The sequence below is a fragment of the Asanoa ferruginea genome, from assembly GCF_003387075.1.
Classification (GTDB): domain Bacteria; phylum Actinomycetota; class Actinomycetes; order Mycobacteriales; family Micromonosporaceae; genus Asanoa; species Asanoa ferruginea.
Genome location: NZ_QUMQ01000001.1, coordinates 2,140,750 through 2,154,959, shown reverse-complemented (window position 1 = coordinate 2,154,959; position 14,210 = coordinate 2,140,750). Strand labels below are relative to the sequence as shown.

At 69.6% G+C, this 14,210-nt stretch carries 14 protein-coding genes; 5 read left to right on the top strand and 9 right to left on the bottom strand.

Going from position 1 to position 14,210, the window contains the following annotated elements; translation table 11 throughout:
• The first annotated feature begins 128 nt into the window (after positions 1–128).
• The gene (locus DFJ67_RS10380; RefSeq protein ID WP_116067689.1) at positions 129–2,522 is read left to right on the top strand and encodes a glycoside hydrolase family 99 protein; all 2,394 of its coding nucleotides are present in this window, start codon (positions 129–131) and stop codon (positions 2,520–2,522) included.
• A gap of 24 nt (positions 2,523–2,546) precedes the next feature.
• On the opposite strand, the gene DFJ67_RS10375 is transcribed toward DFJ67_RS10380, so the two are convergent.
• From DFJ67_RS10375 to galE, 3 genes are read right to left on the bottom strand one after another with little or no spacing between them, the layout of a single operon-like run.
• Positions 2,547–3,131: a hypothetical protein gene (locus DFJ67_RS10375; protein WP_147315474.1), complete on the bottom strand. Its 585-nt coding sequence runs from the start codon at positions 3,129–3,131 to the stop codon at positions 2,547–2,549.
• 53 nt (positions 3,132–3,184) lie between these two features.
• On the bottom strand, positions 3,185–4,198 hold the full coding sequence (locus DFJ67_RS10370) for a UDP-glucose--hexose-1-phosphate uridylyltransferase (protein WP_116067687.1): 1,014 nt from the start codon (positions 4,196–4,198) through the stop codon (positions 3,185–3,187).
• Complete coding sequence (galE, locus tag DFJ67_RS10365) at positions 4,153–5,142, bottom strand: UDP-glucose 4-epimerase GalE (protein WP_116067686.1); 990 nt, start codon at positions 5,140–5,142, stop codon at positions 4,153–4,155. The genes DFJ67_RS10370 and galE overlap by 46 nt, the downstream gene beginning before the upstream one ends.
• Before the next feature lie 111 nt (positions 5,143–5,253).
• Between galE and DFJ67_RS10360 the strand changes: the two genes are divergently transcribed.
• Positions 5,254–6,036: an SDR family NAD(P)-dependent oxidoreductase gene (locus tag DFJ67_RS10360; protein WP_116067685.1), complete on the top strand. Its 783-nt coding sequence runs from the start codon at positions 5,254–5,256 to the stop codon at positions 6,034–6,036.
• A 118-nt stretch (positions 6,037–6,154) separates the two neighbouring features.
• On the opposite strand, the gene DFJ67_RS10355 is transcribed toward DFJ67_RS10360, so the two are convergent.
• A complete protein-coding gene (locus tag DFJ67_RS10355; protein WP_116067684.1) occupies positions 6,155–6,901 on the bottom strand; it encodes an SDR family NAD(P)-dependent oxidoreductase in 747 nt (248 codons plus the stop codon).
• A 356-nt stretch (positions 6,902–7,257) separates the two neighbouring features.
• Between DFJ67_RS10355 and DFJ67_RS10350 the strand changes: the two genes are divergently transcribed.
• Positions 7,258–7,566: an ArsR/SmtB family transcription factor gene (locus DFJ67_RS10350; RefSeq protein ID WP_203783543.1), complete on the top strand. Its 309-nt coding sequence runs from the start codon at positions 7,258–7,260 to the stop codon at positions 7,564–7,566.
• 2 nt (positions 7,567–7,568) lie between these two features.
• Positions 7,569–8,111 carry an SRPBCC family protein gene (locus tag DFJ67_RS10345; protein ID WP_116067682.1) on the top strand — a complete coding sequence of 181 codons (543 nt, stop codon included), beginning with the start codon at positions 7,569–7,571 and terminating at the stop codon, positions 8,109–8,111.
• 268 nt (positions 8,112–8,379) lie between these two features.
• Here the strand turns inward: DFJ67_RS10345 and DFJ67_RS10340 are convergent, their stop codons facing one another.
• The gene (locus DFJ67_RS10340; protein ID WP_203783551.1) at positions 8,380–8,754 is read right to left on the bottom strand and encodes a YrdB family protein; all 375 of its coding nucleotides are present in this window, start codon (positions 8,752–8,754) and stop codon (positions 8,380–8,382) included.
• Positions 8,755–8,768: 14 nt separating this feature from the next.
• Here DFJ67_RS10340 and DFJ67_RS10335 point away from each other — a divergent pair, with 14 nt between their 5' ends.
• Positions 8,769–9,332 carry an NUDIX domain-containing protein gene (locus DFJ67_RS10335; protein WP_116067680.1) on the top strand — a complete coding sequence of 188 codons (564 nt, stop codon included), beginning with the start codon at positions 8,769–8,771 and terminating at the stop codon, positions 9,330–9,332.
• A gap of 31 nt (positions 9,333–9,363) precedes the next feature.
• On the opposite strand, the gene DFJ67_RS10330 is transcribed toward DFJ67_RS10335, so the two are convergent.
• The 4 genes from DFJ67_RS10330 to DFJ67_RS10310 form a co-directional block, all read right to left on the bottom strand.
• Positions 9,364–10,419 carry a DUF5925 domain-containing protein gene (locus tag DFJ67_RS10330; RefSeq protein WP_116067679.1) on the bottom strand — a complete coding sequence of 352 codons (1,056 nt, stop codon included), beginning with the start codon at positions 10,417–10,419 and terminating at the stop codon, positions 9,364–9,366.
• Between the two features lie 171 nt (positions 10,420–10,590).
• Positions 10,591–12,531, bottom strand: coding sequence for an AMP-binding protein (locus tag DFJ67_RS10325; protein ID WP_275407649.1), 1,941 nt, complete (start codon positions 12,529–12,531; stop codon positions 10,591–10,593).
• Positions 12,528–13,742 carry an acyl-CoA dehydrogenase family protein gene (locus DFJ67_RS10315; protein ID WP_116067678.1) on the bottom strand — a complete coding sequence of 405 codons (1,215 nt, stop codon included), beginning with the start codon at positions 13,740–13,742 and terminating at the stop codon, positions 12,528–12,530. The genes DFJ67_RS10325 and DFJ67_RS10315 overlap by 4 nt, the downstream gene beginning before the upstream one ends.
• A 1-nt stretch (position 13,743) precedes the next feature.
• Positions 13,744–14,196 carry an SCP2 sterol-binding domain-containing protein gene (locus tag DFJ67_RS10310; RefSeq protein ID WP_116067677.1) on the bottom strand — a complete coding sequence of 151 codons (453 nt, stop codon included), beginning with the start codon at positions 14,194–14,196 and terminating at the stop codon, positions 13,744–13,746.
• Positions 14,197–14,210 lie beyond the last annotated feature (14 nt).

Sequence of the window (14,210 nt, the reverse complement as noted above, 5' to 3'; positions counted from 1 at the left end):
AAATTAACAGAGGAGCGAAAATTCTGGGTTGTCGTGAGATTGCAGAGATGAGTCCAACTATTGCGGGATCGTGTCGCGTCCTGGCACGATGACCGTCGATCCGTCCCTACGCCCAAGGAGCGGTTGACATGGCGGTATCGCGCCGAAGATTCGTGACCTCAGTGGCGGCCGGCTCTGCGCTCGCCGCCATCTCCACCACCGAACTGGCCGCCGTCCTGGCCAGTCCCGCCAGCGCGGCCAGCCCGCCCGGCGACGTGGTCGGCAAGATCTCCGTCGGCTACCAGGGCTGGTTCGCCTGCCCCGGTGACGGCGCCCCGATCGGCGGCTGGTGGCACTGGAGCCGGGACCGGTTCCAGCCGCCGTCGCCGAGCAACACGACGATCGTGTCCTGGCCCGACATGCGGGAATTCACCCGCGCCTACACGACCGCCTACCCCAACCTCGGCAACGGCCAGCCGGCGCAACTCTTCTCGTCCTACGACGACCAGACCGTCGACACCCACTTCAAGTGGATGCAGCAATACAACGTCGACACCGCCGCCCTCCAGCGGTTCAACCCGGTCAGCGACGAGGGCCCGACCCGCGACGCGATGGCACAGAAGGTCCGCGCGGCCGCCGAGCGCTACAGCCGCAAGTTCTACATCATGTATGACGTCACGAGCTGGACGAACATGCAGTCGGAGATCAAGACCGACTGGACGACCAAGATGTCCGCGCACACCGCGTCGTCCGCCTACGCACGGCAGAACGGCAAGCCGGTCGTCTGCATCTGGGGCTTTGGCTTCAACGACTCCGGCCGCCCGTTCGCGCCCGCACCCTGCCTCGACGTCATCAACTGGTTCAAGGCGCAGGGTTGTTATGTCATCGGCGGCGTGCCCACCTACTGGCGACAGGGGATCAACGACTCGCGCGCCGGCTTCTCCGAGGTCTACCACGCGTTCAACATGATCTCGCCGTGGATGGTCGGCCGCACCGGTGACCTGGCCGGCCTCGACTCCTTCTACACCAACGTCAACATCCCCGACCAGGCCGACTGCAATGCCAACGGCATCGACTACCAGCCGTGCGTGATGCCGGGCGACCTGTCGTCGGGGCATCGCCGGCACGGCGACTTCTACTGGCGACACATCTACAACATGATCCGGGTCGGCGCCGCCGGCCTCTACGTCTCGATGTTTGACGAGTTCAACGAGGGCAACCAGATCGCCAAGACCAGCGAGACGCAGGCGACGACCCCCGCCGGCGCCAACATCCGCTCCCTCGACGAAGACGGCACCTTCTGCTCGTCCGACTACTACTTGCGGATCACCGCCGACGGTGGCCGGATGCTCAAGGGCCAACTCGCCCTCACCGCCACCCGGCCGACCCAGCCCACCACCGGCACCCCGCCCGACCCGCCGACCGGCAACCTCGCCCTCAACAAGCCGACCTCGGCGAGCTCCCAGAACGGCGGTTTCGTCGCCGGCAACGCGGTCGACGCCAACGTCGGCAGCTACTGGGAGAGCGCCAACAGCGCCTTCCCACAATGGCTCCAGGTCGACCTCGGCACTGCCGTGCAGGTCAACCGCGTCGTGCTGAAGCTGCCGCCGGGCTGGGAGACGCGTACCCAGACAATCCTGATCCAAGGCAGCACCAACGGATCGCAGTGGGGGACGCTCGCGCCGAGCGCCGGGGTGACCTTCAACCCCGCGTCCGGCAACAGCGTGACGCTGCCCGTGCTCGCGTCGCTGGCCCGCTACGTGCGCTTGACGATCAACGGCAACACCGCCTGGCCGGCCGCCCAGATCTCGCAGCTCGAGGTGTATGGCGGGATCGTCGACCCCGGCGGACCGCCCACCGCACCGGGCAACCTGACAGTCACCGGCAAGACCACCACCAGCGTCTCGCTCTCGTGGACCGCCTCGACCGACGACACCGGCGTGGTCGGCTACGACGTGCGCCAGGGCAACACCGTGGTGGGCTCGCCGACCGGCACGTCTTACACCGTCAACGCTCTGACCCCCAACACCAGCTACAGCTTCTCGGTCGTCGCCCGGGACACCGCCGGCAACGTCTCCAGCTCCTCCAATGTGGTCACGACGACGACCAACGCGCCGCCGGCCAACACCAACCTCGCGCTTGGCAAGCCGACCGCCGAGAGCGGACACACCCAGAGTTACGGCTCCGGCAACGTCGTCGACGGCGACGCCAACAGCTACTGGGAAAGCCCCAACAACGCGTTTCCGCAATGGGTTCAGGTCGACCTCGGCGCCGCGACGTCGGTCGGCCGGGTCGTGCTCAAGCTGCCGCCGCCGGCCGCCTGGCAGACCCGGACCCAGACGCTGTCGATCCAGGGCAGCACCAATGGATCGTCGTGGAGCACGCTTTCCGCGTCCGCCGGCCGGGTGTTCAATCCGGCGACCGGCAATGCGGTGACCGTCAGCTTCACCGCGACGTCGACCCGCTACGTGCGGGTCAACGTCACCGGCAACACCGGCTGGCCCGCGGGCCAGCTTTCCGAGCTAGAGGTGTACGCCAGCTGACGCCCGAAACCCCGCCGGCCGCTGTCAATCGCCCTTCGCAGCGGCCGGCGGTTCGGCCGTCGGCGCCCCACCGGGCCGGTAAGCGATGAGCTGTCGCCGCCGCCGGATCTGGAACACCGCGGCGGCGACCATCGACACGGCGGCAACGCCGAGCAGGATCCAGGTGACCGGCTCGCGGGCGAGAACCGCCGCCGTGCCGAGGGCCAGCGCGCCGGCGATCTGGATCGTCGCGATCAGGCCGAGTTGGCGCGGTGTGAACTGTTCCCGCAGGTCGACAACCAGGTCGTCGATGCGCGGATCCGGTGCGAAGCCATCGCGGATCGCACGGTTCACCGCCCTGCGGGTCGCAGGGTCAGCGCCCGCCAGGAGCGGCAGTTGTCCGCGGCGGCGTACCCGGAGCAGCAGCGGGACCGCCAGCGCGACGAGGAACGCCAGCGGCAACAGCGGCACGACCACGTTCCACGGCAGCGGCAACTCGCTCGTGCCGCCGCGGGTCGCGAACACCCCGGCCAGCACGACGAAGCCGACCAACATCGCCAGCAGCACCCCACGCGGAGAGTCCTGACGCGCGGTTTGGAGGCGGTCGCGTTCCTCGTCCGACAGCCCCATCGCAGACCCTCCCCACCAGTTGGGTGGAGGGAAGTACCCGCGCCGGGCGAAGATCAATCGTTGTCGAGTTCGCGCAACCGCTGCGCCGCGCTCTCCGGTGTGATGTCGCGCTGCGGCTGGGCCAGCAGCTCGAAGCCGACCATGAACTTGCGCACCGTCGCCGACCGCAGCAGCGGCGGGTAGAAGTGCGCGTGCAGGTGGGCGCGCGGGTGCTCGCTGCCGTCGGTCGGCCGCTGGTGGAAGCCCATCGAGTAGGGGAACGTGACGCCGAACAGCCGGTCGTAACGGCGGGTCACCTTGCCGAGGACGTCGGCCAGCCCGTCGCGCTCCGCACCGTCCAAATCGGTCAGTGACCCGTGGTGCGACCGGGGCAGCACCAGCGTCTCGAACGGCCATACCGCCCAGAACGGCACCAGCGAGACGTAATGCTCGTTGCTGTCGACCACCCGCGACCCGTCGCTCAGCTCCGCGGCGAGATAGTCACAGAGCAGACAATCGCCGTCGTACGCCGCCTGCTGCGCCAACTCCTTCGCCGGCTCGTTGGGCACGCTCTCGGTCGCCCAGATCTGGCCGTGCGGATGAGGGTTGCTGGCACCCATCATCGAGCCGCGGTTCTCGAAGACCTGCACGTGCCCGACCCAGTCGATGGCGCCGAGCGAGGCGGTCTGCTCGGCCCAGGTGTCGACCACGGTGCGCAGCGCCGGCTGCGACATGCCGCCGAGGGTCAGGTCGTGCCGGGGCGAGAAGCAGACCACCCGGCAGATCCCGCGCTCCGGCCGGGCGACCAGCAGGCCATCATCGACCCCACCCTTCGCGGCGTCGGGCAGCAGGGCCGCGAAGTCGTTGTCGAAGACGTAGGTCGAGTCGTACACCGGTGTCTTCACCCCGCCGGCCCGGGTGTTGCCGGGGCAGAGGTAGCACGACGGGTCGTACTCCGGACGCTTCTCCGGTGTCGTCTCTTCGATCTGGCCTTGCCAGGGTCGAGCCGTGCGGTGCGGTGAGACCAGGACCCACTCGCCGGTCAGCCGGTTGAGCCGGCGATGCGGCGCGTCTGGAAGAAGGTCCATGCGTCCTCCACGATCGATGCCAGGTCGGGCTTGGCGGCGACCCAGCCCAGCTCAGCGCGTGCCCGGACCGACGACGCGATGAGCGTAGCGGGGTCACCGGCGCGGCGCGGAGCGGGTGAGACCTTCACCTCCTCGCCGGTCACCGTGCGGACCATCTCCACGATCTGGAGGTTGGAGAAACCCTTGCCGTTGCCCAGGTTGTAGATCTTGTGACGCCCCGGATCGATCGCCTCGAGCGCGAGCAGATGCGCCGCGGCGAGATCCTCGACGTGGATGTAGTCGCGCACGCACGTGCCGTCGCGGGTCGGGTAGTCGCCACCGAAGATCCGCAGGCTCGGTCGCAGGCCCGCCGCGACCTCGAGCGCGGCCGGGATCAGGTGGGTCTCCGGCTCGTGACACTCGCCCAGCGGGATCGGGCCGTCGAGGGCCGCGCCCGCCACGTTGAAGTAGCGCAGGCTGGTCGCGCCCAGCTGGTGCGCCTTGACCGCGTGGGCGATGGCCATGTCGACGGCGAGCTTGGTCCAGCCGTAGGGGTTGGTCGGCGCGACCGGGGCCTGCTCGGTGATCGGAAGCGTGCTCGGGTTGCCGTAGACGGCCGCGGTCGAGCTGAACACCAACCGCTGCACGCCGGCCAGCCGCACCGCGTCGAGCAGCGCCAGCGAACCGGACACGTTGGTGTGCCAGTAGATCTCGGGCCGCTCCACCGACTCGCCAGCAGCGATCTTGGCGGCGAAATGCAGCACCCCGTCGAACCCCGCGTCAGCCGTCAGCACCTCGCCGACCTCGTGCAGGTCGCGCTTGTGCAACATCACTTCACCCGGCAGCGAGCCGACGTGGCCCGTCGAGAGGTCGTCGATGACCTCGACCGTGTGGCCGGCGTCAAGCAGTTGATGCACGACAACGGACCCGATATAGCCGGCACCGCCGGTCACGAGCAACTTCATGGGTCTGACCCTAGGGCCATGAGTGCCCACTACCGCAACCACGATCGGCGATCCGCGGAAATGTCGCCGTAACGCACGAGAGGATCAACCAATAGGCTCGGAGGAACGCTCATGCTTGAACACAAAAAGGCGATCGTGTACGGCGGCGGCGGCGCGATCGGCGCCGAGATCGCTCGCGTTTTCGCAGCTCAGGGCGCCCGCGTCTATCTGGCGGGGCGGACCGGGTCGGCCCTTTCCGCGGTCGCCGCGCAGATCGGCGCACTCGGCCGCGAGCCGGCCGAGACGTCCGTGGTGGATGTGCTCGACGAGGTGTCCGTGAACGCGTTCGCAGCTCAGGTCGGCGCTGTCGACATCTGTGTCAACGCGGTCGGCCTCGACGGCGGCGCGCAAGGCATGCCCTTGATCGAAATGAGCGCCGACACTGTCGTCGGGCCGATTGCCGACGCCGCGCGGTCCGCCTATAACACCGCCAAGGCGGCGGCGGTGCACATGAGGGACGGCGTGATCATCATGCTGTCGACCCCGATGGCCCGGATGCCGGTCGCCATGACCGGCCCGTTCGGCAGCGCGTCGGCGGCGGTCGAGACGCTGGCCCGGCAGCTGGCCGCGGAGCTCGGGCCCCGCGGCACCCGGGTGGTCTGCCTCCGGTTGACCGGCATTCCCGAGACGGCCCTCCGGTTGGGCTCGCAGACCGAGCGGGTGTGGCGCGACGCCGCCGCCCGGCTCGGCATGTCGTTCGAGGAGGTCGCCGAAGCGGCCGGGGCGGGGAGCCCGCTCGGTCGGCCGCTCACGGTGGCCCGGGTCGCGGAGGTGGCGGCGTTCGTCGCCTCCGATCAGGCCGGCGCCCTGACCGGCACGGTCCTGAACGTGAGCGCCGGCGCGGTGGTGGACTAGAGCGACGTGCCGCGGACCTCGATGCCCTTCACCGAACCTTGGGGCGGCGGCGGGGCAGCGCCTTTGGCGCCGCACGCCGCTGGCGGTGGGTAGAGGTCGCCGGGCCCCGCCCGGGCGGCTAACGGCCAGGCAGCGCACCTCCGTTCACCTGGATGATCTGCGCGGTGACGTGACCGGCGCTCGGTGAGGTCAGCCAACTTATCGTGGCGGCGACATCGTCGGTGTGCCCGGGGCGCTTGTTGAGCGCCTGGCCGACCAGCATCTCGTGGCGCTGGTCGGTCATCGTGTCGGCGAAGAACTCCGTCTCGGTCGTGTAGCCCGGTGCGACCACGTTCACCGTGATGCCACGCGGGCCGAGCGCCGCGGCGAGGTCGATCGCGTAGGGGTGCAGCGCCGCCTTGCTACCGCCGTAGGAGCCGCTGCCCGAGCCGCGGAACGCGGCAATCGAGCTGAGCAGCACGACCCGCGCGTCGTCGGCGAGCAGGTCGCGCAGCGCTTCCGTGAGGTGCACGGCAGTGAGCACATTGGACTTGAAGTTGGCCGTCCACGCGGCTGACGCTCGCGCCACCGGGCCAACCTCTGGGCCCGGGTCGGGCAATGCCAGCACCGCGTTGCCGCCGGCGTTGTTGACCAGCACGTCGACCCGACCGAAGCGCTCGTGAACCTCACTCGCTACCCGCTCCGCGTCGCTGACCTCGCCCACGTCGGCGACGATCGGGTGCGCGCCGATTTCTTCCGCCGTCACGGCCAGAACGTCGGCCCGTCGGCCGACGATCACCACCGTGTCGCCGTCTTTCGCGCACGACGCGGCCACCGCCCGGCCGATGCCGGTTCCTCCGCCGCTGACTACCACCACCCGTGACATGGCGACGAGCCTAGCGACGCCGGACGCCGGCTGCTCTGTCAAAAAAGGCCCTGTGGATAACCGCCAGCGACCGCGTTTCTGTCACACCCTCAGTCGAGGATTCCCCTATGACTCAACGACTTGTGCACCGTCCGCGGCGCCGGGTGAGCAGACTGGGCGCAAACCGTCGACCGTTGGACACGGGCGCGGCGGTTGGCACCGCGCGGCCGCCGCCGCGGTTGCATCGCGCCGCGGCGGGCGGCGGTTGGCTGGCAGGCGCGGCCTGGCGGTGCGGGGGTATCTAGTGCTGTTGTGGATCGCAGCCGAGGCGCCTGTATGTCTTGACAGGCATATGCTCGTCAGGGAATATTGGGCGTGTGCCTGTGAATGCTTTCGCGGTGCTGGCGGAGCCGGCACGCCGGCGGATCCTTGACGAGCTGCGTGTCTCCGACCGCAGCGTGGGCGAGCTGGTCGCCGCGTTGACGATCAGCCAGCCGGCAGTGTCCAAGCACCTCAAGGTGCTGCGCGAGGCGGGCTTCGTCTCGTCACGCATCGCGGCGCAACACCGGATCTACCACGTCGAGCCGGCCCAGTTCGCGGCGATCGACGAGTGGCTCGCGCCCTACCGTCTGCTGTGGACAAAGCATCTCGACAGGCTGGCTCGCCATCTCGATACGACGGAGTAGTCATGAAGCCCTACGAACCGGGTCCACTGGCAGAAGCACGCACCGAGCAGGCGGCCGACGGCCGCTGGACCCTCGTGTTCATTCGCGACTTCCCCCATCCGCCCCCACGCGTCTGGCGGGCGCTGACCGCACCCGGTGAGCTGGGTGAGTGGGCGCCCTACACGGCTGACCGCGATTTGGCCGCGCTCGGTCCCGCGACGTTGACGATGATCGACGGCGACCAAAACGCCGACATCGCGGTGGAGGTGACCGAGGTCGACCCCGAACGAACGCTGACCTATAGCTGGGGCACCGACATCCTCCGCTGGAACGTCGCGGCCATCGCGATGGGCTCCCGCCTGACTCTCCACCACACGGTCAGCGACCCCTCCTGGATCCCTCAGGTGGCCGCCGGCTGGCACATCTGCCTAGACGTCGCCGAGCACCTCCTGTCAGGCAATCCGGTCGGGCCGATTCGCGGCAACGAGGCGCGCGCCTACGGCTGGGAATCCCTCCGAGACGCCTACGCCCTGAAGCTCGACCACCCATCAACCGAGGAAAGCTAGCGGTCTCGGAGCCTAGGTGCCACGGAGCGAAGGGGTTCAGACCCGTCAGCACGGCGAAAGGATCGCCCAGCTGCCAGCTACCGGTGGACGATCAGAGCCGCAGTGATCGCGATGTTGTCGGGAGGATTCGCTGTCGCTGTCGCTGTCGCTGTCGCTGTCGCTGTCGCTGTCGCCGTCGGCGCCTAGCGCGCGACGGCGTGAAGCGATCCACGGCCGCCAGTGCGGGGAAGGCGCGCCCAGCGGCCAGCAACGACCAGAGCCGCAGCGATCACGGTGTCGGCGAGATGGATCCGCCGTCGGTGTCGGCGCCCAGGCGCCACAGGGCGACGCGATCGAGGGCCGCCAACGCACCGAAAGCGACGCCAAGCGGCCAATGGCCGGTGGCGATCAGAGCCGCGGTCGCCCCGCCGAAGACGAGCCACTCGGGGAGGAGGCGTTGAGGATCGGGGAGTTTGTGCTTGGCACGGGGAGCTACCCAGCGGCTCCAGACCGCGATGCCAACAGCCACGTACGCGGCCGCCAGCAGTGCGCTCGGCCAGACCGGCGATGGAATGCTCCAGCCGCCATAGCCGAGCGCGGCCAGGGCAACGAGTTCCAGCAGGAAACGGAGGGTTAACGCGAGAGCTTTCACGACGGCGTCCACGATACTGGGCTGCGATGAGCGTGCCTGCGGTAGTGGATCTTGTTGAGCGGTTGGACACGGCGGACCTGGTCGAGGCCGAGCACAAGACCGACACGCTTCGGTGGCTTGCCGGCACGACCGACGTCTTCCGTCGGATCAAGCCGGATACTCCGCCGCGGCACCTGGTGTCCTACGTCGTGCCGATCGAGGGCGACGGCAATGTGTTGCTCGTCGACCACGTCAACGCTGGCCTCTGGCTACCGCCCGGCGGCCACGTCGAACCGGGCGAGCATCCGGCCGACACGGCGCGGCGCGAGGCGTTCGAAGAGCTTGGCCTGCGGGTCACCGTGGGCGACCCGGTCTTTCTCACCGTCACGGAGACGATCGGCATCGACCGTGGGCACACCGACGTGAGCCTTTGGTTCCCGGTAGCGGCGCACCAGGGTCAGCGGATCAGGCCGGATCAGCGCGAGTTCGCCGCCACGCGATGGTGGTCGGCCGATGAGCTGACTTCGGCCGACCCGGCGCGCTTCGATCCGCACTTCTTCCGTTTCCTGAGGAAGATCGGCTTCCTGCGGAAGGCCGAGGTCGTGCGATAGACCGCCAGACCGCCAGCCTGCCGACGATCGCTCAGAGGTAGAAGCCGCTCGCGGCGGGTGCGGGTGGGGTCGCCACCGACGGACGGCCGTCGCGCAGGGCCAGCAGTTCGGCCAGCGTCGCACCGTAAGCGCCGACGCCGGTCGAGGAGCCGAGCCATTCGGTTGCCTGCTCGTACGGCAGCGGGCCGACCTCGATCTGCGCCATGCACCGACCAGGCCGCAGCACCGCCGGGTGCAGGCGGCCGATCTTCTCGTTGGTGGTCACCGCAACGATCACGTTGCCGCCCTGGCCGAGCAGACCGTCGGTCAGGTTGAGCAGCCGGGAGAGCTGCTGCGTGGTCGCGGTCAGGCCGTCGGCGCGGATCAGGTCGTCGCTGTCCTCGAGCAGGAGCAGTCGCCAACGGCGGCTGTCGGTGCCGGGTTGGCTGCCCGCGGCGACCCGCGCCAGATAGCCGGGGTCGGTGAACAGCGCCTGGGGGTCGATCACGACGTCGACTTGGCACCAGTCGCGCCAGGACCGGGCCAGCGCGCGCAGCGCGGTGGTCTTGCCGGTGCCGGGGCTGCCGTGCATGATCAGCAGCCGGCCGTTGACCGTCTCGGGGGTGAGGCCGGCGATCTGGTCGATCGCCTCGCCGGCGGTCTTCTCATAGTTGTCGCGGATCGAGGTCCACTCGTCGCAGGCCACGTGCCGGGCGGTACGGGTCGGGCCCATCTGCGACTGGTGCCAGAAGCCGATCTCGACCTCGCCGGTGTCGACCGCGGCGGGCTCGGCCGCGCCGAACATGCACTCGTCGAGTACGGACTGCGCCAGCTCCTCGGTGACCGCGGTCACCGTGATCGACGCGCCGCCGGTGCGCCAGCGGACCGCGCGGACGGTCCACCCGTCGCCGGTCGCCAGTCGGGCGTCGCGGCCCTCGTCGACCGCGACCCGCACGAGCTTGGCGTTGGGGGGCAGGAGGCTCGCGCCGTCGCGTACCCGGTCGAGTCGCTTGGTCCGAGCCCACGGCTGGTCGCCCGAGACGAAGTGCGACAGCGCTAGCGCGTCGACGACGTCGGACGGCACGTCCATGTCGTCGAAGTGCAGCATGCGGCCCAAGGGGCCGGTGTGCTCACCGTTACCGCCAGGTGTTCCGCCATCCAACATTCACCGATAGTGACTACTCTCGGCGACCAGCGTCCACCGCGTATGCGTGGTGTGTGGCATTTGTCGCGCCTAGCCAGCACGGGAAGAAGGGGGGCGGCTACACACCGTCACTCGTCAGGAGCGCAGCGCACCTTTGATCACTTTGCCGGTCGCCGTGCGGGGTAGCGCCGCCACGAAATGGACATCCCGCGGCACCGCGAACCGTGCTCCGTGCTGCCGTGCATGCGACCGCACCTCGTCGGCCGACAGCGACGCCCCGGGGTGGAGCACCACGAACGCGGCCAGCCGCTGGCCGAACGCCTCGTCGGCCACCCCGACGACCGCGACCTCCCGCACCGGCGGCAGTGCGGCAAGCAGGTCCTCCACCGAAGACGGAAACACGTTCTCGCCACCGGAGATCACCATGTCGTCCTCGCGCCCCGAGACCGTGAGCAGGCCGGAAGCGTCGAGGACGCCGAGATCACCGGTGGCCAGCAACCCGTCGCGCGACTCGACGGGCGACGCCCCGCCCGCGTACCCCTCGAAGAGCATCTCGTTGCCCACGAAGATCCGCCCGACCGTGCCAGCCGGCACCGGCGCCCCAGACGGGGACAAGATCGCCACTTGGGTGCCGTGCGGCGGCCTCCCGGCGGCCCGCGGCGACCGGCGCAACTCAGCGGGCGTCGCCACCGACGCCCACGACACCTCGGTCGACCCGTAGAGGTTGTAGAGCACCTCCCCGTTGGCGTCCATGAACCGCGTCGCGAGATCACCCGGCAGCGCCGACCCACTCACCGCCACCACCCGCAGACCAGGCAACACACACCCGGCTTCGAGCAGACGCTCCAACATCACGGGTACGGCGAACACGGCAGCACACTCATGCCGCCGCACGAGATCCGCGGTCGACTCGGGAGTGAACCGCGGCGCCAGCACGACCGTCGCCCGCAGCCCGAAGGCCATCTGTAGCGCCGCGTAGCCCCAGGTGTGGAAGAGCGGCGCGGCGATCAGTATCCGCGACCGGGCCCGCACCGGGATCCGGTCGAGGATCGACACCAACGGCCCGAGCCCGCCCGGGTTCGGTCGCCGCGCGCCCTTGGGCGTGCCGGTGGTTCCAGACGTCAACACCACGGTGCGTCCCGGCCGCGCTGGCGGCGACAAGACCCCGACGGGCGCCGCGCTGCAGACCGCGTCGAGCAACGACGCGTCCAGGAACACAGCGGGAGACGCGGCTTCGGCCAGCGCCGCGGCGCGGGCCGCCTCTTGCGCGGAGTGGTCCGGGCCGGTCGCGGGATGCACGGCTGGCGCCCCGCCATAGACCGTGTCTTTCGGCGAGTGGTCAGGGTTGGCCGGGGGAGCCGCGGCGAGCGCCGCGCCGCGGACCGCGTCGTGTCGCGACTCGTGCGGAACGGTCGAGGGATCAACGGCGGCCGCCACGTCGCGCAGCGAGTGGTCCGGGGCGATCGAGGCAGGCGCGGCGGGCGCCGCTTCGCGGGCCGTGTCGTGTAGCGACGGGTCCGGGGCGGTCGAGGCAGGCACGGCGGCCCCCGCGCCGCGGACGCTGTTATGCGAGGAGAGCGGCGGCCCTTCAACCAGACTGGCCGCCCCGCCCCGAACCATCGAACGGAAACCCGGCGGCACCTCGAACGAGGAATCATGGATCACCAACCGCAACCCATGATCACGAACCACCGCGGCGATCTGCGCGGACGACAGGCCAGTGTTGACCAGAACGGCGTCAGCCCCGAGCAGCGAGAGCGCCACCACCGACAGCACAAACCCACGGTCGTTGCGGCACAACACCCCGACCCGGTCACCCGGCCCGATCCCCAGCGAGGCCCGCAACCCCAAGGCCAAGGCCGACGCCCGCGACAACAAAGACCCGTAGGTCAGCGCGCCGTCCGCATCGATCAGCGCCACCGACGAAGGAGACCGCGCCGCCGCGGAATGGACTTCGCCGCCGAGGCCATAGCCCCAGCGGCGAAGAGCGGAAAGCTGCGCGATAACCCGTCGCGGTGAGCCCGGTGTCAGGAGCCCTCGCCGCGCGAGGGTTAAGACGGCGTGTGCCGTCGTCACCGGATCTGGTGGCCCGAGATCGCTCGGGAGACCACCAGCCGTTGGATCTCCGAGGTCCCCTCGAAGATGGTGTAGATCTTGGCGTCCCGGTACCAGCGCTCGACCGGGTGGTCGCGCACATACCCGGCACCGCCGAGGATCTGGAGGGCTTTTTCGGTGACCGAGACGGCCACCTCGCCGGCCCGCAGCTTCGACATCGAGCCCTCGCCGGCCTCGAACGGGCGGTTGTTGCGGCCCATCCACGCCGCCCGCCACACCAGCAGCCGCGCCGCGTCGATGTCGGTGCGCATGTCGGCCAGGGCGAACGCCACCGCCTGGTTCTCGATGATCGGCCGCCCGAACTGCTCCCGGGTCTTGGCGTAGGACAGCGCGTATTCATACGCCGCCCGGGCCACCCCGATCGCCTGCGCGCCCACCGTCGGCCGGGTGATCTCGAAGGTGCGCATCGCCGACGACGACGAGGAACGCTGCCCCGAGCGAGCGCGCTCCAAGCGCGAGGAGAGCGCGTCATGACCGCCCAGCAGGCACGACCCCGGCACCCGCACGTCGTCGAGAAAGACGTCAGCGGTGTGCGAGGCGTGCAACCCCAGCTTTGAAAGCTTCCGTGGCGACGAGAGCCCAGCCGTCCCGGGCGGCACCACGAAAGCCGCCTGCCCGCGAGCACCCAGAGCGGGATCCACGCTCGCCGTCACCACATGCACGCCGGCGATGCCGCCGTTGGTGGCATAGGCCTTCTGCCCATTGAGGACCCAGGTGTCAGAAGCCGAGTCGTAGACCGCCCGGGTGCGCATCGCGCCGACGTCAGAACCAGCAGCAGGCTCCGTCGAGCAGAACGCCGCCACCGCGGGCGAGTCGACCGACCCGAAGCACTGCGGCACCCACTCGACGAGCTGGTCGGGCGTGCCGGAGCCGTAGATCGCGGCCACCGCCAGCGACGTGCCCATCAGGGCCATGCCGATCCCGGCGTCACCCCAGAAGAGTTCTTCGCTCGCGATCGGCAGCGACAAGCCGGTCGGGTCGGCCCAGGTGTTGGCCAGGAACTCGAAACCGTAGAGGCCGACCTTGGCCGCCTCCTGGATCACCGGCCAGGGCGTCTCCTCGCGGGCGTCCCACTCCGCCGCAGCGGGGCGCACGACCGAAGCCGCGAAGCCGTGCACCCAGTCGCGCAGGTCGCTTTGTTCCTCACTCAGGTCGAGCGAGAACTCCGCCATCTCAGCTCTTGGGGATGTCGAAGAGGTTGGCGATGTTGGCCGCCAGGCCGAGGTCGCCCTTGGCCTTGAGCTTGCCGGTCATGAACATCATCACCGGGTTGCCGCCGCCCGAAACGATCTTCAGGAAGTCGACCGGGCCCATCGTCAGGGACAGCCGCGGGTCGCGCTCGGCGGTGTTGTTGACGGTGCACGCACCGTCTTCGATGACCACCTCGTAGGTGTCGCTGCCACCATCGGGGCGGCCCGTAACCGTCCAGTGGATCACCGCGTTGGTCGAGCCGGCGCGGTCGGCGCGGAACAGGGTCGGCATCCGCTCGAAGACCTGGTCGAGGACCTTGCCGCGCGCGTCGCTCTGCATGATTTCAGCGATCTTTGCGTCGGGCGTGGACTTGACCAGCTGCGCGAACTCCTTGGGGCCGACCGCTGCGAACGGGGTCGGGTCGAAGTCAGTCATCGCGGAAATACCCT